We start from the raw sequence: 18,846 nt of genomic DNA on the forward strand, positions 1-18,846 counted from the left end.
TCAGGTCTCCAGAAAGTCATTGGGCAGGCTGAACCAGAACACAGCACCTTCGGCATGATTTTGCGCCGTCAGTTGCCCGCCCAGTTCGTGAATGATGGCGTAGGACACGGCCAGACCAAGGCCCAGACCATCGCCCACAGGTTTGGTGGTGAAAAACGGATCGAAAATACTGGCCAGGTTTTCTTCGGCGATCCCCGTTCCGTTGTCTTTGACGCTGAGCCGCCATTGTTTGTCGATGGTGTCGATACGCACTTCAAGGCGTCTGGACGGGCACTCGCGCATGGCATCGAGCGCATTGCGCAGCAGATTTATCAGCACCTGCTCCAGACGTATGGCATCGCCACGCACCCAGGCGGGACGTGAAAGATGCAGCACGCAGTCGATGTGCTCCTCGCGCAGGCGCGGGTCGAGCAACAGCAAGGCCTGATCGACTACCGTGGCCAGGTCCAGTCTTTCGCGCAAACCGCTGGGGCTCTTGCGGGCAAAGGTCTTCAGGTGGCTGGTCAAGGCGGCCATACGTGTCAGTTGTTGATCGACTGGAACCAGCGCTTTGCAGGCTTCATCGATTCGGCCCTGATCCAGCAGCAGTCGCACGGTCGCCAGTTGCATGCGCTGGGCAGTCAGGGGCTGGTTGATTTCGTGGGCCAGCGCTGCCGACATCTGCCCCAGCGCCGCCAGTTTGGCCGACTGCACCAGACCGTCCTGCGCGGTTTGCAGATCACGGGTGCGCTCCTGCACCAGACGCTCCAGTTCGTCCCGGTTGCGCTCCCGTAATCGCGCCAGTCGCCAGCGCTGATAGAGAAACAGCGCCAGAAATACCAGTGCCAGCCAGATACCCGCTGCGGCGAGGCCCGCATTGCGAATGTCCTCGCTGGACGTAGGTGGCTTGCGCAACAGGTGCAAGGTCCAGTTTTCATCGGGCAGCGGCAGCGACTGCCAGAGATAATCCGTGGTGCCATCCGGGCCTTCTACACGGCTCAAATGACTGTTTTCGCCGAAGCTGTCCATGACCCGACTGCGCAGCGGGGAAAGTACCTTCTTGTCGTATTGGCGAGTGCGCAGCAGGTCGGCACGGTCCTCTACAGAAATAGGCAGCAGTTCCCGATAGCGCCAGCCCGATTGATTGGCAATGAAAACGATGCCTTTTTCGTCGCTGACCAATAGCAGGTCGTCACCTTGGCCCCACTCCTGCTCAAGGTCTGGAAACTCCAGCTTCACGACCATCGCACCGATGAAGGCCCCCGTATCGTTCACCACCGCACTGGACAAGAAGTACCCAGGGGTTCCGGTGGTCACACCGACCGCGTAAAAGCGCCCGGTACCCTGAGCCCGTGTTTGCAGAAAGTAGGGGCGAAAGCCGTAGTTGTGGCCGACATAGCTGTTGGGTGCGCGCCAATTGCTCGCGCTGATTGCCAGACCGTGCAGGTCGAGCAATTCAAGCGTCGATGAATGCGCCGTATTGTTGATTTTTTCCAGCTTGAGATTGAGCGCGTTCTGCACGTCAGCGGCTACCGGACCGCTCAACGCCGCACGTATCTCCGGGTCCAGTGCCAGAACAGAGGGCAGGGCGCGATAACGTTCGATCAGGGTATGCAGGGTATTGGCATACAGTGCCAATTGCCCCTCGGCACGCACCGCATCTTCTGATAGCGCGTGACGCTGGGCCTGATGCATCGCAAGCCCGGCGCACAGCACTGCACCGGCCATAATCAGCAGCATGTACAGGGTAATGCGCCAGTAACGATGCTTGAGCGTCATGTTGCGGCCTGATCGGACTCCGCTGGCGCATTTGCAGATCAATGCCTGCGAACGCGCCATGGACGAGCGTTACAACAGATTGAAGGTCGCTTCTTTCACGGTCTGCGAGTCCAGGCCGATCATGACCTTGAATTCACCAGGTTCCGCAGCGTACTTGAGCTCGCTATTGTAGAACTTGAGGTCGTTTTCACTGAGTGTGAAGTTAACGACTTTTTCCTCGCCAGGCTCAAGCATCACTTTTTCGAAGTTCTTCAGTTCTTTCACCGGGCGACTGATCGACGCAGCCACATCATGCAGATACAACTGCACCACGGTCGCGCCTGCAACCTTGCCGGTGTTTTTTACGGTTACGCTGGCAGTGAGCTTGCCTTTGCGCGTCATGCTGGCGTCAGACAGCTTGATGTCCGAGACGTCGAACTGCGTATAGCTCAGACCGTAACCGAACGGGAACAGCGGGCCATTGGGCTCCTCGAAATAGTGCGAGGTATAGTTGCCCGGCTTGTCTTCATGATACGGACGGCCGGTATTCAAGTGTGCATAGTAGACCGGCAGTTGACCGATCGAGCGCGGGAACGACATGGCCAGCTTGCCCGACGGGTTGTAGTCGCCGAACAGTACATCCGCCACCGCGTTGCCACCTTCGGTGCCCGGGAACCAGGTTTCGAGCATGGCATCGGCCTGTTCCTGCTCGTCGACCAGTACCAGGGGACGGCCATTCATCAACACCAGCACCAGTGGTTTACCCGTGGCCTTGAGTGCCTTGATCAGGTCACGCTGCTTGCCCGGAATGTTCAGGCTGCTGCGGCTGGCCGACTCATGGGACATACCGCGCGACTCGCCTACCACGGCAACAATCACATCAGCCTGCTCGGCGACCTTGACCGCTTCGTCGATCATTTCCTGCGCTGGACGCGGGTCGACCTCGACTTCCTTCTCGATGAAGTTCAGATAGTTGAGGATGTGCTCGTTGTCACTGACGTTGGCACCACGGGCGTAAACCAGTTTGGCCTTGTCGCCGACCGCGTTGGCCAGCCCTTCATAGACAGTGACCGACTGATTGGCACGGCCCGCTGCCGACCAGCTGCCGAGCATGTCGAGGTGGCTTTGAGCCAATCCACCAATAACCGCGATGGTGCCTTGTTTCTTCAACGGCAGCGTGTCGTTCTGGTTCTTCAGCAGCACCAGTGTCTTGCGCGCAACATCGCGAGCCTCGGCACGGTGCAGGCGGTCGTCGGAATAGGTGTCTGCCGGGTCATCGGCAGCGACGCCGATTCGGCCGTAAGGAGCGGCGAACAGGCCCATGTCGTATTTTGCCCCAAGTACCTCACGCACGGCGCTGTCGATTTCCTTCATGGAAACCTCGCCGTCCTTGACCAGCCCGGGCAACTGCTCGCCATAGGCCACGTCGTTCATGCTCAGATCGACGCCAGCCTTGATCGCCAGCTTGGCGGCCTCGCGAAAGTCCTTGGCCACGCCGTGGTCGATCAGTTCCTTGATCGCGCCATGGTCGCTGATGGTCACGCCCTTGAAGCCCCAGTCCTTGCGCAGCAGATCCTGCATCAGCCATTTGTTGGCGGTCGACGGGACACCATTGATCGAGTTGAGCGCAACCATTACGCCGCCAGCCCCTGCATCGATGCCAGCCTTGTAGGGCGGCAGGTAGTCCTGATACATGCGCGTCATGCTCATGTCCACGGTGTTGTAGTCGCGTCCGCCTTCGACCGCGCCATACAGAGCGAAGTGTTTGACGGCAGCCATGATGCTGTCATTGGCTGCGATGTTCTTGCCCTGGAAAGACCGGACCATCACATCGGAAATGCGTGACACCAGGTAGGTGTCCTCGCCAAAGCCTTCGGAGCTGCGGCCCCAGCGTGGATCGCGGGAAATATCGACCATGGGCGCGAATGTCATGTCGATACTGTCAGCACTTGCCTCTTTAGCCGAAACCCGGCCCATCAGTGCGACGGCGTCCATGTCCCAGCTGGCGGCCATGCCCAGGCTGATCGGGAAAATCGTACGATGACCGTGAACCACGTCGTAGGCAAAAAACATCGGAATTTTCAGACGGCTTTTGGCGACAGCAGCTTCCTGCAGCGGACGATTTTCCGAACGGGTAACGGAGTTGAACGTGCCGCCGATTCTTCCGGCAGCAATTTCCTTGAGAATTTGCGGCTGTGGCATGTCGGCGCTGATGCTGATCAAACGCAACTGGCCGATCTTTTCGTCCAGGGTCATTTGTTTCATGAGTTTGCCGATGAAGGCATTCTTGGCTTGAAGCGTTGTATTGTCCGTGGCGGCGGCGCTTTGGGCCATCACCGACTGACTGGCCATCCCGACCAGCAAACCTAATAAACACAGCTTATTCATGAATGATTTCTCAAGGCTTTTGTCAGCAACTCGCGTTTAATATCCGACAGCCAGTTTTTGGGTTATGGACCTTTGGCGTTATGGTTCGTACAGGGCGCAAGGATAGTTGCCATCCGCTTCACTGTACGAAGTCCCCCCAAGGTGTGTACGAAAATGGTGGTTTGATTGATTTTTGTACAAACCCTGTTCGATCAGCTATTGACCGCATCAGGCGTTGGCGATGGATTATGCCGGGGAACTTGTGTTTTGGCTAAGGCGTGTCGTTTCAATAGATTCAAAAAAGCACCGGAGGTCTGATTTTGAAGTCTGTTTCACAATGGATGTTGTACGTGGTGATGCTATTGGGAGGTGGGTTGCGTGCCGAGGCGGAGCCAGCCGCGCTGGTTTTTCCGCCAATGACCGGCAGTGTGGTCGATGCTGCACAAATGCTCGACAGCCAGACCACAGTTCGTCTGGCCAGACTTCTGCGTGCCCACGAGCAAGCCACCGGCGAGCGCGTTGTAGTGGTGACCCTGGCCGATCTGCAAGGCACGAGCATCGAAGAGTTCGGAGCCCGACTCGGTGACGCCTGGAGCCTTGGGCCGCACGGCGAAGACGACAGCGTTCTGCTGGTGGTTTACCGTGACAAGCGCAAAGTATTCATGGAAGTCGGTGCTGCCCTGAAGGATCGTTTCAATGAAGCCCAAGCCTCCTTGATCATCGATATGTTGATGACGCCCGAGTTTGACGACAATCGTTTTGCGGTCGGCATCGAGCGCGGTACGCGGGCGGTTATCGCGGCTTTGGGCGGTCAGATACCGGATTATCCCGAACCGACGAGACAGATGTCCGAATATGAAGAGCAGACCAGTGACGATCAGGTCTGGCTGATCGCGATTGTTCTGACCCTCATCGTGCTGGGCATCGTGATCATCAGTATCAAACGCGGGGCCGGTGCCCGGCCTGCACGTGACAGGGCCGCTGACCGCAATGGCGGTCGCTTCGATGGCGGCGGGGCTTCGGGCAACTGGTAGCCGATCGATTGGTCAATGAGGGAAGCATGGCGTTATTGAACAGAGATGAACAGCGGCAGGTCGCCGAAGCGATTGATCGCGTCGAGCAGCGCACCGATGCCGAACTGGTTACAGTACTGGCTGCTCGTGCCGACGACTACGCGTACATGCCGCTGATCTGGGCCGGGTTGATCGGCCTGCTGCTGCCGGGCACGGTCAATTACTGCGTTCAGTGGTTGAGCGCGGACGAACTGATGCTGGCGCAAATGAGTACGTTCATTGTTGTGGCGCTGGTCTGCCGCGTGTCGAACGTGTCGGCCTTGCTGGTGCCGCTTTCGGTTCGGCGCTGGAGAGCCGGAAATCTGGCACGTCGGCAGTTTCTTGAACAAAACCTGCACAAGACCCATGACGGAACCGGCATTCTGGTTTTTGTCAGTGAGGCCGAACGGTATGTCGAAATTTTGGTTGACCATGGCATTGCCAGTCGTCTGCATGACGATACCTGGAAGGCGATGGTCGACGTATTTACACAGCAGGTCAGAGACGGGCAGACCTTGCAGGGGTTTCTTGGCTGTATCCATGCCTGTGGCGAGTTGCTTGCCGATCACGTTCCAGTGACGCACGGCAGGAATGAGCTGCCGAATCGGCTGGTGGTGTTGGGGTAACGGCAAAAGGCAGATGTCGATTTTATCGACATCTGCCTTGCTTGAAAATCGTCCGGGTCAGACGATACGTTTTACGTCATAAAACGATTTTATGTAGGTCTTCAGTTGTTCGACATGCTGGCTGATCGACGCCGAAGCATCACCTGGCGATGTTATCTGATCCAGAAAATGATAGAGCGATTGATAAACCTTTTTCGCTTCTTGTACCCAAAGTGCTTTGCTCTGAGCGACGCCAGCGAGCCCTGTCAACTCGTCGAGTTTTTCCTTGATTACCTTTGTTTCCTGGGTAGACAGGCGGGAGTCGTCGAGCAGGGCGTTATAGCGCGACCTCAGCCTGTCGCGTTCTCGAGTAAGATCAAGGTAAGTCAGGGCGCTGCTGATCTTGTCGAGTAGTTTTTCGAGTCTGGCAATCCCTGCGGAGACCAGCGCAAGCTCTGGCGATGGTGTGATGATGAGCTGTAGCTCCTCCTGGGTAGGCAGTAGTTCCTTGAACAGGTCGGCAATGTTGTACTTTTCAAGCGTACTGATCGTTGCGTCAAGCAGGCGTCGGTCTTCAGCGATTAAAGCCATTGCGCTTTCTAACGTGGCTGATCGTTGGGTGATGCTGTCGATCTGTTGCTGGAGTGTTTCCAGCAAACGATTGCTTTCCAGCGTCAGGTTTATCTGCGCCACATTGTCGCTGTGCTCGGCAATGGCCGCCGCGCTGCGGCGTACCGCTGCTGTGATATTCGATACCTGGCGAATGCGCTGCCCGTTCAGCAGGTTGATCGCTTGTTGTTTCTGTTTGTCGCTGAGCGTTGCGTCGGCCTCAATCAGTTGTTGTTTCTGATCGATCGGTTTCAGGTTTACAGTATTCAACTGCACGGTGATATTGGCCAGTTCCTGGCGATAGACCTTGTCTGCGCTAATCAATGCGTCTTGAAGCGGCAGCATTTTTTCTTTCATGGCCGACAGAAAGTTCAGCTTCAAAGTGCTCACCTGCGCAAGAATATTCTGGCGGGCGGCTGTCATGACTTCATTGTCAGGAGGGGTGAGGACCAACGGCTCACTCAGGGTTTCAGTGCTCATGATCATTGTCCTCTCTTGCCGGATTGCTGTTCGCGTTGAAACTGATCCAGTGCACTATCAAATATCTTAAGTAACTGATTCGCCATGCCTCTTATTTCCCGCCAAGGTGTGACTACGCCTTGAAACTGCATAGCGAAAATCATCAGCGCCTGATCAGTCGTGATCGCTGAAAGTTCACTGGCAGAACGGTCGATATACGCCGCCAGCATGGTCCAGAGGTCTTTCAAATGGGTGGCGCTCTGGTGAGCGTCCATCATGCGAATATTCATGTCTTCAAACAGTATTTGCAGACTGCGCACGGCGGCTGCCAAAGGAGATTTTTCTTCGAGTTTTTGAACTTTCTCGTTCTTGGAAGCCACCATTCGATTTTTTTTCTTTACGGATTTCCTCTGCTTGGGCACCAAAAATGCCCCCCGTGATAGCGACCCCGATGGGCCCGCCGAAAAGACCCCAGGCAATATTATACAGGGCGGTTTTATACTCGTTGTTTTTCTGCTCGATTTCCGTCGTCAGTTGTTCGATATCTTTTTCCAGATCCTGGATCTGCTGGTCCAGATCAGAACAATTTGCCAGTTTCACCTTGTCATTGATGCCGGGAATGAGCTGGACGCTCAGAACGGTGCTGAACGTATCGATGTGGTCCGCCAGGGTTTGCGCAGCGTGCTGATGGTTTTTTATTTGTGACGCCGTTTTCTTCAGAAACTCTGCCAGCGTGATACACACCCTCTGATCGGTTTCACCCAGTGGTACCGGCGCAGTGTTACGAACCTCTTCGATGTTTAAATCGGCAACGGTCATGTCCAGTTGTCTGGCAAAATCCATTTTTTCGATGTAGTTGATGATCTGTTCGCCCTGTCTCGAGAATTGGGTGGCAAACAATTCAATGGCGAACCCGCTGCGTTTGATGCCATCCTCGATACTGAGCCAGCTCTTGCCATGATTATTGATTGCCTGGTAAGTCACTAACATATCTTCAGGCTCAAGCCCGGGAATGTAACTTCTTGTAAAACCCAATTGCTGTTCGACACGAGTAAGCGAGGTGGGAATGTTCAGGGCGTGACGCTCGTAACGCTTAAGACTGAGGATGTCTTCCCTGGTCAGAATAAGTGCCGCGCTCCGGCCTCCGCTTTTTTCATCATCGAGTATGACGCTCAAGTACTCTACGGGTTTTAAAGTAACCCGTGCGATATCTTCGTTTTCCAAGAGTGCTGCTTGACTCAACATACTGCACGTTCCTTGTACAAGTTATTCTGTTAGGGAAACTCTGAAAAAGTGTAGTGGTCTAATGGTTCCGGACACTCATTTAGGCGAGAATATCGCCAGATAGAGGTGTCTGATGACCAAACAACGCCGTACCTTTTCCGTTGAATTCAAACGCGAGGCCGCAGGCCTCGTGCTCGATCAAGGCTATAGCCATATCGAAGCCTCCCGCTCGCTTGGGGTGGTCGAATCTGCGCTGCGTCGCTGGGTCAACCAGCTTCAACAAGAGCGCAACGGTGTCACTCCACAGAGCAAAGCCCTCACGCCCGAGCAGCAAAAAATCCAGGAGCTCGAAGCCCGGATCGCCCGTCTTGAGCGGGAGAAATCCATTTTAAAAAAGGCCACCGCGCTCTTGATGTCGGAAGAGCACGAGCGCATGCGCTGATTGATCAGCTCAGTGTCCATGAGCCAATCGAATTGCTGTGCGAAGTGTTCGAGGTACCTCGCTCGTGCTACTACAACCATTGCCTGCGGCGTCGGTCTCCAGACGCCGAGCGGGTTCGTTTACTTAGCCGAGTCAATGAGCTGTTCGGGCAAAGTCGAGGCGCTGCCGGCAGCCGCAGTATCGTGTCGATGATGCAGGCGGATGGCGAGCAAATCGGTCGGTTCAAGGTGCGTAGCTTGATGCGGGAGCTGGGATTAATCAGCAAGCAACCAGGCTCGCATGCTTATAAAAAAGCAACAGTGGAGCGGCCTGACATTCCGAACATTTTGAATCGGGAGTTCGATGTACCCGCGCCCAATCAGGTCTGGTGTGGCGACATCACCTACATCTGGGCGCAAGGAAAATGGCATTACCTGGCGGTGGTTATGGATCTTTACGCGCGTCGGGTGGTGGGCTGGGCGTTTTCGAACAAACCGGATACGGACTTGGTGATCAAGGCGCTGGACATGGCTTATGAGCAACGCGGCAAGCCTCAGGGCCTGCTGTTTCATTCCGACCAGGGCGTCCAATACGGGAGCCGACAGTTTCGCCAGCGGCTTTGGCGATACCGCATACGCCAGAGCATGAGCCGCCGGGGTAATTGCTACGACAACTCGCCGATGGAGCGTGTGTTCCGCAGCTTGAAAACTGAGTGGATACCGACCGTGGGCTACATGACGGTCCAAGAGGCTCAGCGGGATATCAGTCATTACCTGATGCATCGTTACAACTGGATTCGGCCACACCAGTTCAATGATGGAATGGCGCCCGCTCAGTACGAGAAAAACCTTAACGTCGTGTCCGGGATCAGTTGACCACTACAAAGACTTCCTAATTTGGCAAAATCTCCGGACACCAGTCGCCGAGCTTTTCGATGATGAAACAGATGACCTTCGCCGACGCCGAGTATGCCGGCAAGCGCAAGCAGACCCGTAAGGAATTGTTCCTGATCGAGATGGATCAGGTGGTGCCCTGGAAAGGTTTGATTGCCCTGATTGAGCCCTATTATCCAAAAGGAGAAGGTGGCCGGCCCGCCTACCCACTGATGGCGATGCTGCGTGTTCATCTGATGCAGAACTGGTTCGGCTACAGCGATCCGGCGATGGAAGAAGCGCTGTATGAGACGACCATCCTGCGTCAGTTTTCAGGCCTGAGCCTGGAGCGAATTCCAGACGAAACCACCATTCTCAACTTCCGTCGTCTGCTGGAAAAGCACGAGTTGGCGACCGGGATTCTCGGCGTAATTAATGGTTATCTGGGCGACCGTGGCTTGTCGTTGCGTCAAGGCACCATCGTCGATGCCACGCTGATTCACGCGCCCAGTTCGACCAAGAACAAGGATGGCAAACGCGATCCTGAGATGCATCAAACCAAGAAAGGTAACCAGTACTATTTCGGCGCCAAGGCTCACATCGGCGCCGACGACGAGTCAGGCCTGGTGCACAGCGTGGTAGTAACAGCGGCCAATGTGGCAGACGTCACGCAGGTTGCCAAACTGCTGCACGGCGAGGAAAACGTAGTCTGCGCCGACGCAGGTTACACCGGGGTCGAGAAGCGCGAAGAACACGCTGGGCGCAAGGTCATTTGGCAGATTGCCGCCCGCCGCAGCACTTACAAAAAGCACGGAAAACGCAGTATTTTGTACAAGGCGATCCGCAAAATCGAGAAGGCCAAGGCCCAGGTTCGCGCCAAGGTCGAGCATCCGTTTCGGGTCATCAAACGCCAGTTTGGCTATGAAAAAGTGCGCTTTCGGGGCTTGGCCAAGAACACCGCGCAGATGGTGACGTTGTTCGCCCTGTCAAACCTGTGGATGGCCCGCCGACATTTGTTGGCGAGCGCAGGAGAGGTGCGCGTGTAATGCAGGAAATGGTTACCGCAAAAGGCTTTGCAGCGGCCGAAAGAGCTAAAAAGCGAAGATAATTGAGCAAATTTCGACATGCATCGTTTTTTGAAAAGTGCTGAGGACTCGGTAGCCGGAAAACATCCGGCTACTTCAGACCTTCCTTAGCTCTCACTGGCATGGGAACGCTTGTTTAAAGGCCATTGAGGTTAAAACCATCGCGTCCTCATTCAGTCTTTCAGGATGGGTGTCGAGGTATCGTTGAACCACCTTTACAGCCTGAAAGCTGGTAAAGCCATGATCAGGAAAACAGACATCCACTCTATCAGGGCTAAGTACCTTAGCTATGTGGATTCCGTCTATCATTCCATTTACGTACCCCGCACACACACCTGATGCAAAATACTTGGATGGCGGTGTCGGATCTTTGATTAAAGCTTGGCATTGCTCGGAAAGCTCGTTCCCAGTCACAGCCATCGCAGTCCCGCTACCCAACATCCCAACTATTACCATCAGTACAAAAAATATCTTCATATAGGCCGTCCTTGCTTTAGCTATCGTACTTTACACACCGGGCGGGCCATGACGTGCGGCGTCTGATTCTGGAAGTCCAACGCTACCGTCTGCTGCTAAAGGAAATTGACGCCCTTTACGAAACGACCCATAAAGCTTGGCAAAACACCGTAGGCGGCAATCTGGTCGCCTTGCATCTGCTACAAGGCGTCATGTTCAGGGAACGCTTTCGGATCGGTTAACAGCGCATCACAAGGCGTTTGAGCTATGCAAACCTCGTTTTAGAACGCCTTTTTTACCCCTCAGAATTGACTCGTCAGCAGTCGTGACAGACGGCGCACCACCTGCGGAAATACCACGGGTTGAGCACTGCCTGTAATAAAAACACACTGACGACATCAACCACGAGGAACGCACCATGCTCAAGCACATCATTCAATGGTTTTGGCGGCTGGTTCTGTCCATCGTCGCAAGCCAGCTCGTCCGCTGGGCGCTACGCAACGCATTGGACTGGCTGGAATGATCCAGTGTTATGCGTCACGCAGCCTGCTCAATGCTCAACGTTATGCGCCGACCCAGCACAGCCAATGCCCGCTCCACCTGCTCGATTTTCGAGGTGTGCAGGAAGTCCTTAGAGCAAAAAGCTCCAGGAGTGAGATCTGATTGTCTGTCATCAGTGAGGGCGACTATAAAGGTGTTTTTGCGCGGTACAAGTAATGGCTCGTGAATTTCGTCGTGATTGTTTTACAGGTTATGTGTGTTTCGCTTTGGTGTGTAGGTTCGTGCAAACAGTGTGTGTAGTCTTTGAAAAATAGAGGTGCCCTTGACGCGTCGACGCGCCTAAAATGCCGGTTTGATTTTTCGAGTCCCGGCCGGGACGTTTGAGGCACATTTTCAATGTCAGTCATTACCCCCACGTCATCCAACACTGCGACCGATCACCGCGCGCAGTTTCTCGGCCTGCTGGACACCAGCCTGTCGCAAAACTCGCTGATCAAGCTGGTGCTGGCCAAATACGTGGGCAGCGAGGCCGAATTACAGCGGGTCATCATTAAACCGCTGACCGTCAAGGAACAGCCATGCCTTACCTTTGTGTATCGCTACAAGACCCGCGATATCACCAAGAATTTTCCGCTTGCAGAAGCGGTGGGCGCTATTGCCAGCCTGATACCTGAATCGTTCAAGAACGCGCACCTGCTGTCGCTGACCGACGAGGTGCAGCTGGAGTTCAGCAAGAAGGGCAAGAGCACGCTGTTCAAAAGCAAGGCTCAGCAGGAGCGTGAAGCTCCTTCGGCCGGGCATGATCGTGAGAAAAAGCGCTATCTGGAGCTGAGCCGCCCGTTCCTGGCCGACTTGGGTGTCACCAATCGGCAGCATGAACTGATCCCTGCGATGTCGCGCAAGTGGAAGCAGATCAACAAGTTCATCGAAGTGTTTTCCCATGCCTTGAGTTCATCGCCACTCAAGCTAGATCAGCCGATCAAGGTGGCAGACTTCGGCTCAGGCAAGGGCTACCTGACCTTCGCGATCCATGACTACCTGTGCAATACCTTGCAGGCGCAAGGGCAGGTGACCGGTGTCGAGCTGCGTGAGGACATGGTCACCTTGTGCAACAACGCTGCGGCGGGTCTTGAACACCCCGGCCTGACGTTCCAGCACGGCGATGTGCGTACTGTCGCGCCCAGCGCGCTGGATGTGATGATTGCGCTGCATGCCTGTGACATCGCAACCGACTACGCCATTCACATGGGCATTCGCTCCGGCGCCTCGATCATCATGTGCTCGCCGTGCTGCCACAAACAGATTCGCCTGCAAATCCAGAGCCCGGCCTTGCTGAAACCGATGTTGCAATACGGCCTGCATATGGGCCAGCAGGCAGAAATGGTCACGGACAGCCTGCGTGCCTTGTTGCTGGAAGCGTGCGGTTACGAAACCAAGGTCTTTGAGTTCATCTCTCTGGAGCACACCAACAAGAACAAGATGATCCTGGCGGTCAAGCGCGCCGAACCGGTCAACCCGGACCTGTTGATCGCGCGTATCCAGGAGCTGAAGACGTTTTACGGCATCAGCGAGCAGTGCCTTGAAACGCTGCTGAGGGCGGACGGCTTCATCGGCTGAAACAGCCACCCTGCACACGTAGACCGAAGAGTCTTCGACCAACGGTCTGCTATCAGGCTGCTTCATTGCGCCAGGTCAATGGTTGTACCTCGCACACGGCGGATGCTTGGGCTATCACCCAAGCATCCGAGCTACCCACGAGGGTCCGTCATGATCAGCACCTTTTTCATCCCCGCAGTGAACATCATCGGCACTGGCTGCATTGATGAAGCCATGCTCGCCATTCGCAAATACGGATTTCTCAAGGCGCTGATCGTGACCGACGCAGGGTTGGCCAAGGCCGGTGTGGCCAGTCAGGTCGCGGGGCTGTTGGTGGAGCAGGGCATCGACTCGGTGGTATATGACGGTGCCAAACCCAACCCGACCATCGCCAACGTCGAGAACGGTCTGGCCTTGCTGCGGGAACGCCAGTGCGATTTCGTGATTTCTCTGGGCGGCGGTTCACCTCACGACTGCGCCAAGGGCATTGCCCTGTGCGCCAGTAACGGTGGGCATATCAGCGACTATGAAGGCGTCGACCGTTCGGCAAAACCGCAGTTGCCGCTGATCGCGATCAACACCACCGCCGGAACCGCCAGCGAAATGACCCGCTTCTGCATCATTACCGATGAAGCGCGCCACGTAAAAATGGCCATCATTGACCGTAACGTGACGCCACTGTTATCCGTAAACGACCCGAACATGATGATTGCCATGCCCAAGTCACTGACCGCTGCCACCGGTATGGATGCCTTGACTCACGCGATAGAGGCCTATGTCTCGACGGCTGCCAATCCGATCACGGATGCCTGCGCGTTGCAGGCCATGGCACTGATTGCCAACAATCTGCGCGACGCCTTCACCAATGGAGCGAACATTACTGCACGCGAGAACATGGCCTACGCACAGTTTCTGGCCGGCATGGCGTTCAACAACGCATCATTGGGCTATGTACACGCCATGGCGCATCAACTGGGCGGCTTCTATGATTTGCCGCACGGTGTGTGCAACGCCGTATTGCTGCCTCATGTTCAGCGTTTCAACGCCAGCGTCAGCGCTGCGCGCCTGACTGATGTTGCGCATGCGATGGGCTGCAATATTCGTGGTCTTTCTCCGCAAGAAGGTGCTCAGGCGGCAATCGAGGCCATTCGCGCACTGTCGGCTGCCGTGGAAATCCCGGCGGGGCTGGCGGTGCTTGGCGTCAAGGAAGAGGATTTCCCGATCCTGGCCACCAATGCCCTGAAAGATGCGTGCGGTCTGACCAATCCGCGTCGTGCCGATCTTGAGCAGATTCAGGAGATATTTCGTCAGGCAATGTGATTAACCGCAACGGACAGGCTAAAAATGGCAACGCTCTTACCCTACACACTTTCGGCCCGGAATATCTGTCTGGATATCTTCGACAGCAACGTACCGCGTTACTTTGATCCTGCGGAGCGCGAGCAATTTGCCAGCTTCCTGATGGCACCGTTGGGTCAGTACTTCGTTGTCGAGCGTGATGGCGATGTTCTGGCTTGCGGGGGATACCTCGTGCTGTCAGACCCGTCAGTGGCCGAGCTTACATGGGGCATGGTCCACAGTGAGCAACACGGTAGCGGCCTGGGCAGGTTTCTGACCCAGGCGAGACTTGATGTCGTAAGGTCATTACCGGGCGTCACCCGTTCCCACATCGATACCAGCCAGCACGTTCAGGGCTTCTACTTGAATCTGGGGTTTGTCGTGACCTCTGTCGAAGTGGACGGGCATGGTCCTGGAATCGACAGTATCAGAATGGAGCTGGCGTTTTCGTGAGGGATGCTCGCGGCTGAACAGAGCCTGACCAAGTCTACAGAATACGAGTAAGGCAGGCCGCTCTGCGTTTAGCATTCAGACTGTTTTCGCGTCCCTTCGCGAATAGGACTGGAAGTTCAACAAATGAGGCTTTTGGGTGCTCTTTTGCAATGCGTTTCTGCTTTGTTCCTGATGCTGTCGGGTGCGCAATACCTGGAGGCAGCGGACTTGCCGGAAGGTTTTGCCAAAGGGGTTACGGGTGGCGGAGCCGCCGCGGCAGTACACCCTTCAACGCTTGACCAGCTTCGGTCTGCACTGTGCGCGTCTTACGACTCGCGCGGTGCCTGTACCGATGAAACCCCGCGGGTCATTGTGCTGGAGCACCTGTTCGACTTTCGTGGGAGTCTCGTTGCCAAAGGCAGCGCCGAAACCACCGAACCGGGCTGCATGGTCAAGCAGTGTCCGCATGGCGGCGAGCAGCTTGCTCTCAATGGTCCCAACAACTTCTGCCAATCCAGGCCACCGGTCATGGTGACCTACGACAATGCAGGGCTGAAGCCACTGAAAGTCGGATCGAACAAGACCCTGATAGGCGTGGGCAAAAAGGCCGGTATCCAAGGTGCAGGACTGTTCATCGGTGACGGCGCGCATAACGTGATTGTCCGTAACCTGACGCTTTCAGACATCAACCCGAGTGTCGTATGGGGCGGAGATGCGCTCACTCTGAACAAGGCCGATGGCGTGTGGATTGACCACAACACCTTCGCCCGTATCGGCAGACAAATGATCGTGACAGGCTGGGGCACTGCTTTACACGTCACCATTTCCAGCAATGAATTCGACGGTCGCACGCCTTACTCGTCGACCTGCGATGGTCATCATTACTGGGTCTGGCTGTTCCTCGGCAGTCAGGACACGCTGACGCTGTCAAAAAACTACATACACGACGCCTCGGGAAGAGCGCCGCACTCCGGCGGCATGAATAATGCGCAAGTCCGCGCTCAACTGGTCAATAACGTCTTTCAGCGCATGACTTACCAAGGCGCAATCATGTCGCGGACTTCATCCTCACAGTTGCTGGTGGAAGGGAATGATTTTGAAAACGTAGCTCATCCACTGTTCAACGATACGGATCAGCCGGGTACAGCGTTTGCTTTGTTTGGTCCGGGTTCAACTGGCGCAAACGATGTGTGTATGAGTGTTATTGGAAGATCGTGTGTGGCGAATCAGCAACAGATGAGTGGCGATGACTATCGTCCTCAGGACACATCTGTGCTGGAGGCTTTCAGGGATTATCGGCAGTTTCTAGTGGTGCCGGTTTCGGCGCAAGAGGCCAGAGGGCAGGTGATGCGTGACGCGGGAGTGGGGAAGGTGGATGTTGGTTCATGGGAATCACGATAGCTTCGTGACGTATCGTGATTCCTTGGTTGCCCGCGCAATGGCCTGGCACTGTTAGCCGATGAAGTACGTGAGGTCCTTATCATCAGTTTGGGTGCGTTTCAGCCTCTGGGTGCAGTAAGGCTGGGCATACGCAACGCGATATCAGCGCGAGGGGATGGCTTTGATATCGTCGACAATGAAGCGAGGCAGTACACGAATATAAAATTTTTCTACGTCGGAATTACCTTTGTTGGTAATAGCTCCGGCCATCGTCCTCATGTTTTCCCAATTGCCCATCACTCCGGCAGGCTGAAGCGAATCCCGGTACTGGCCAAAGTGGAGTAGCTCCTTCTCCGCTTTTTTTACCGAGACCTGATAGCTGAAGTCCACGCTGCCCATCACCGTATTGTCATCGACGATAAACGATATGAATCCGCCTTTTGAGTCACCGATACGTCGTTTGTACAAGCCCGTAATGTCCAGCAGGTAATCGGCACTCTCTTTTGTCGTTGCATAACGATGGGCCTGCTTCAGCTGATTGATCAATTCCAGTTCAAGATCCTCTTCTAACTGGGCCCTTGAAAGAAAGCGATCGTTCTCACCTTCCAGGGCTATCTTGAAAGATTCAACCCAGTAAGTGGCGGTGGCGGAAATGTAGACCGGGGTGGGCGATACGTAGTAATCGGGCTTGGATGCACAGCCTGTAACGCAGGCAATGATCAGCATCAGAATGGCAGCACGCATTTTTCGTCCTTGAGAGTTTAATAAGGCGCACGATGAAAGCACAAGATGGGGTTAGGGTGAAGCATGGGTTGGATCAGCGACGGGGTGCAATGCCACCACCGCCGATCTCCTCTATACCGCCCACCCCAGCGTGATCGCTGTCAGCGTCAAATAGCGTAAAGCTTTTGCAAAAGTGACAACCAGCAGAAAGCTCCAAAGCGGCTCACGCAGGACACCGGCGATCATGGTGATCGGGTCACCGATGATGGGCACCCAACTGAGCAACAATGCGCAGCGTCCATGGCGCCTGTAAATAATTTGCGCTTTGTCGAGGTGTCGCTCGCTGATGGGGAACCAGCGCTTGTGCCGAAAGCGTTCAATCGAGCGCCCCAGATACCAGTTCACGACCGACCCCAGAACATTGCCCGTCGTTGCCATCACCAAAAGAAGAGTCGTCGCGTAGCGTTCTGAAAGGAGCATACCGGCCAGCATTGCTTCAGACTGCAGCGGCAGAAGCGTTGCGGCACCAAATGCCACGGCAAAGAGGCCCAGATAGCTGGTCAGCTCGAACACGATGTCATCTCACGAATACAATCCGTTCCAGCCGTGGACACCCACGTACACGCCGACGCAAATGATCAACACGCTGGAAAGATACGGGGCTCGTCGGGCAGCTGCATTGAGCCAGGGAAAACGGTTTGATGCTTTGCGAGCGCCGATAGCGGCAGCGGCTCCGACAGTCATCAAAGTGATTGCCAAACCAATGCTGAAACAAAGCACCATCGCGGCCCCTAGCGTGACTTGCTTCACTTGCAGGCACAGCAGTAAAACAGTGATTGCGGCTGGGCAAGGGATGAGCCCACCGGTCAAACCGAACATCAGGATCTGACCGTTGCTGACCTCACGATAGGTGAACCGCTTGCGAATGTCTTCGGCATGGGCCTTCTCATGAGCATCCTGATAACCCTCGGCAGCCAGCGTGAATCTTTGCGGATTGCCGTGATCATGGCTATGGCCGTGCTGGTGTTCCAGGTCATGGTCATGGCTTTGATGGTGTATTTCGTGGTCGTGGTGATCGCAGTGGCCACCGTTTTCTTCTTCGAATTTAAACAGCTGCTCGCCACGCCATGTGCGCCACAACATCCACAGCGCGATGGCGATGATCAGTGCCGAGGATGCAAGTTGAAAGTAGGGCTCGGTCGTTTCGGCATCCAGGCCCTGACCCAAATACATGCCGCCGATGGCGACCAACCAGACAACAGCGGTATGGGAAAGCGTTGCCGCCAGCCCGAGCATGACAGCCTGCTTCACCGATCCCCGAATGGCCACGATGAATGCCGCCATCATGGTTTTGGAGTGCCCCGGCTCCAGGCCGTGCAATGCCCCTAAAAGGATGGCGCTGGGGAAGTACAGCCAAGCGTGGGCACCGCCTCGCTGCAATAAATCGGCAAAGTCGGGCATGTGAGGCCTTACAGGTATTTAGTGATTTGCTTGAAGGCTTCAAGTGGCGCTCGCTCGCCTTTGGCAAGAGCACCCATGGTGTTTTCAAGGCAGTGATCGATATGATCCTGGATCAGCGTGCGTTTCGCCTGACATATCGCTTTCTCGACTGCATGAAGCTGTTGAGCAATGTCCACGCATTCGCGGCCGTCTTCGATCATGGTGATGATGCTTCGCAAGTGGCCGTCTGCACGCTTGAGACGTTTGATGATCGCCTCGTGTGACTGGTGCGTATGGTCATACGGATGTTCATGCTCACTCATCGCTTGAGCCTGTTGGGTGATTGATCCAGGCTGACACCTTATCCTCCCCGGGGGGGATAAGGTCAAAGGTGTTGCGCCTGACGTTGCTATTTGGTTGATTGAGGATGGGACTGGCGGGATGTTGGTTACCCTCAGGCCCCTCTGAACTTGATGGCTTGGGTGCAACGGATAGTGGCCTGTTAACGTTCGCAGGCCATCTTCAAAAAACAGTCAGGTAGTTGATTTC

General features: G+C 55.3%; 16 protein-coding genes and 1 pseudogene. 8 read left to right on the plus strand and 9 right to left on the minus strand.

Annotation, left to right across the window (positions count from 1 at the left end):
* Nucleotides 1–1,758 (minus strand): sensor histidine kinase, encoded by a 1,758-nt coding sequence (locus LJU29_RS06310; protein WP_257111823.1) that lies wholly within the window; start codon nt 1,756–1,758, stop codon nt 1–3.
* Nucleotides 1,759–1,827: 69 nt separating this feature from the next.
* A complete protein-coding gene (gene bglX, locus LJU29_RS06315) occupies nt 1,828–4,125 on the minus strand; it encodes a beta-glucosidase BglX (RefSeq protein WP_005753826.1) in 2,298 nt (765 codons plus the stop codon).
* A 320-nt stretch (nt 4,126–4,445) separates the two neighbouring features.
* Here bglX and LJU29_RS06320 point away from each other — a divergent pair, with 320 nt between their 5' ends.
* Both LJU29_RS06320 and LJU29_RS06325 read left to right on the plus strand, forming a co-directional pair.
* Nucleotides 4,446–5,138, plus strand: coding sequence for a TPM domain-containing protein (locus tag LJU29_RS06320; protein WP_057454081.1), 693 nt, complete (start codon nt 4,446–4,448; stop codon nt 5,136–5,138).
* Nucleotides 5,139–5,164: 26 nt separating this feature from the next.
* On the plus strand, nt 5,165–5,782 hold the full coding sequence (locus LJU29_RS06325) for a TPM domain-containing protein (RefSeq protein WP_004664032.1): 618 nt from the start codon (nt 5,165–5,167) through the stop codon (nt 5,780–5,782).
* Nucleotides 5,783–5,839: 57 nt separating this feature from the next.
* Here LJU29_RS06325 and LJU29_RS06330 read toward each other — a convergent pair whose 3' ends face one another.
* Both LJU29_RS06330 and LJU29_RS06335 read right to left on the minus strand, forming a co-directional pair.
* Nucleotides 5,840–6,856 (minus strand): alpha-xenorhabdolysin family binary toxin subunit B, encoded by a 1,017-nt coding sequence (locus tag LJU29_RS06330; protein WP_057454080.1) that lies wholly within the window; start codon nt 6,854–6,856, stop codon nt 5,840–5,842.
* Nucleotides 6,853–8,074: pseudogene (locus LJU29_RS06335) on the minus strand (alpha-xenorhabdolysin family binary toxin subunit A). The gene LJU29_RS06330 and the pseudogene LJU29_RS06335 overlap by 4 nt, the downstream one beginning before the upstream one ends.
* Before the next feature lie 112 nt (nt 8,075–8,186).
* Here LJU29_RS06335 and LJU29_RS06340 point away from each other — a divergent pair.
* Nucleotides 8,187–9,349 (plus strand): IS3 family transposase gene (locus tag LJU29_RS06340; protein ID WP_122320854.1). Its coding sequence is split into 2 segments (ribosomal slippage): nt 8,187–8,442 and nt 8,442–9,349, totalling 1,164 coding nucleotides; the frame shifts between segments, so codons are not numbered across the junction.
* Nucleotides 9,350–9,411: 62 nt separating this feature from the next.
* Nucleotides 9,412–10,392 carry an IS5-like element ISPsy2 family transposase gene (locus tag LJU29_RS06345; RefSeq protein WP_054078085.1) on the plus strand — a complete coding sequence of 327 codons (981 nt, stop codon included), beginning with the start codon at nt 9,412–9,414 and terminating at the stop codon, nt 10,390–10,392.
* 153 nt (nt 10,393–10,545) lie between these two features.
* Here the strand turns inward: LJU29_RS06345 and LJU29_RS06350 are convergent, their stop codons facing one another.
* A complete protein-coding gene (locus tag LJU29_RS06350) occupies nt 10,546–10,908 on the minus strand; it encodes a Rap1a/Tai family immunity protein (RefSeq protein WP_007253327.1) in 363 nt (120 codons plus the stop codon).
* 876 nt (nt 10,909–11,784) lie between these two features.
* Between LJU29_RS06350 and LJU29_RS06355 the strand changes: the two genes are divergently transcribed.
* From LJU29_RS06355 to LJU29_RS06370, 4 genes are all read left to right on the plus strand, one after another.
* On the plus strand, nt 11,785–13,005 hold the full coding sequence (locus LJU29_RS06355) for a class I SAM-dependent methyltransferase (RefSeq protein WP_005745577.1): 1,221 nt from the start codon (nt 11,785–11,787) through the stop codon (nt 13,003–13,005).
* A 150-nt stretch (nt 13,006–13,155) separates the two neighbouring features.
* A complete protein-coding gene (yiaY, locus tag LJU29_RS06360) occupies nt 13,156–14,304 on the plus strand; it encodes an L-threonine dehydrogenase (RefSeq protein ID WP_004658895.1) in 1,149 nt (382 codons plus the stop codon).
* Nucleotides 14,305–14,328: 24 nt separating this feature from the next.
* Complete coding sequence (locus tag LJU29_RS06365) at nt 14,329–14,775, plus strand: GNAT family N-acetyltransferase (RefSeq protein WP_005753813.1); 447 nt, start codon at nt 14,329–14,331, stop codon at nt 14,773–14,775.
* Nucleotides 14,776–14,898: 123 nt separating this feature from the next.
* Entirely contained in the window at nt 14,899–16,155 is a 1,257-nt protein-coding gene (locus tag LJU29_RS06370; RefSeq protein ID WP_122323064.1) for a polysaccharide lyase family 1 protein, read from the plus strand.
* 141 nt (nt 16,156–16,296) lie between these two features.
* On the opposite strand, the gene LJU29_RS06375 is transcribed toward LJU29_RS06370, so the two are convergent.
* The 4 genes from LJU29_RS06375 to LJU29_RS06390 all read right to left on the minus strand — a co-directional run bounded on the left by LJU29_RS06375 (nt 16,297) and on the right by LJU29_RS06390 (nt 18,620).
* Nucleotides 16,297–16,878 carry a hypothetical protein gene (locus tag LJU29_RS06375; protein ID WP_057424302.1) on the minus strand — a complete coding sequence of 194 codons (582 nt, stop codon included), beginning with the start codon at nt 16,876–16,878 and terminating at the stop codon, nt 16,297–16,299.
* 111 nt (nt 16,879–16,989) lie between these two features.
* Nucleotides 16,990–17,430 (minus strand): YqaA family protein, encoded by a 441-nt coding sequence (locus tag LJU29_RS06380; RefSeq protein WP_257111831.1) that lies wholly within the window; start codon nt 17,428–17,430, stop codon nt 16,990–16,992.
* Nucleotides 17,431–17,439: 9 nt separating this feature from the next.
* Complete coding sequence (locus LJU29_RS06385) at nt 17,440–18,318, minus strand: nickel/cobalt efflux protein RcnA (RefSeq protein WP_005755276.1); 879 nt, start codon at nt 18,316–18,318, stop codon at nt 17,440–17,442.
* 8 nt (nt 18,319–18,326) lie between these two features.
* Nucleotides 18,327–18,620 carry a metal-sensing transcriptional repressor gene (locus tag LJU29_RS06390; RefSeq protein WP_005745585.1) on the minus strand — a complete coding sequence of 98 codons (294 nt, stop codon included), beginning with the start codon at nt 18,618–18,620 and terminating at the stop codon, nt 18,327–18,329.
* Between the last annotated feature and the right edge of the window lie 226 nt (nt 18,621–18,846).

The organism is Pseudomonas ficuserectae (assembly GCF_024584585.1).
Classification (GTDB): domain Bacteria; phylum Pseudomonadota; class Gammaproteobacteria; order Pseudomonadales; family Pseudomonadaceae; genus Aquipseudomonas; species Aquipseudomonas amygdali.

Bases quoted from the DNA above. Each gene is read 5' to 3' on its own strand.
- LJU29_RS06330 (WP_057454080.1), bottom strand. From the start codon at position 6,856: ATGATCATGAGCACTGAAACCCTGAGTGAGCCGTTGGTCCTCACCCCT.
- yiaY (WP_004658895.1), top strand. From the start codon at position 13,156: ATGATCAGCACCTTTTTCATCCCCGCAGTGAACATCATCGGCACTGGC.
- LJU29_RS06385 (WP_005755276.1), bottom strand. From the start codon at position 18,318: ATGCCCGACTTTGCCGATTTATTGCAGCGAGGCGGTGCCCACGCTTGG.
- LJU29_RS06370 (WP_122323064.1), top strand. From the start codon at position 14,899: ATGAGGCTTTTGGGTGCTCTTTTGCAATGCGTTTCTGCTTTGTTCCTG.
- LJU29_RS06320 (WP_057454081.1), top strand. From the start codon at position 4,446: ATGTTGTACGTGGTGATGCTATTGGGAGGTGGGTTGCGTGCCGAGGCG.
- LJU29_RS06345 (WP_054078085.1), top strand. From the start codon at position 9,412: ATGAAACAGATGACCTTCGCCGACGCCGAGTATGCCGGCAAGCGCAAG.
- LJU29_RS06365 (WP_005753813.1), top strand. From the start codon at position 14,329: ATGGCAACGCTCTTACCCTACACACTTTCGGCCCGGAATATCTGTCTG.
- LJU29_RS06375 (WP_057424302.1), bottom strand. From the start codon at position 16,878: ATGCGTGCTGCCATTCTGATGCTGATCATTGCCTGCGTTACAGGCTGT.
- LJU29_RS06355 (WP_005745577.1), top strand. From the start codon at position 11,785: ATGTCAGTCATTACCCCCACGTCATCCAACACTGCGACCGATCACCGC.
- LJU29_RS06390 (WP_005745585.1), bottom strand. From the start codon at position 18,620: ATGAGTGAGCATGAACATCCGTATGACCATACGCACCAGTCACACGAG.
- LJU29_RS06325 (WP_004664032.1), top strand. From the start codon at position 5,165: ATGGCGTTATTGAACAGAGATGAACAGCGGCAGGTCGCCGAAGCGATT.
- LJU29_RS06310 (WP_257111823.1), bottom strand. From the start codon at position 1,758: ATGACGCTCAAGCATCGTTACTGGCGCATTACCCTGTACATGCTGCTG.
- bglX (WP_005753826.1), bottom strand. From the start codon at position 4,125: ATGAATAAGCTGTGTTTATTAGGTTTGCTGGTCGGGATGGCCAGTCAG.
- LJU29_RS06350 (WP_007253327.1), bottom strand. From the start codon at position 10,908: ATGAAGATATTTTTTGTACTGATGGTAATAGTTGGGATGTTGGGTAGC.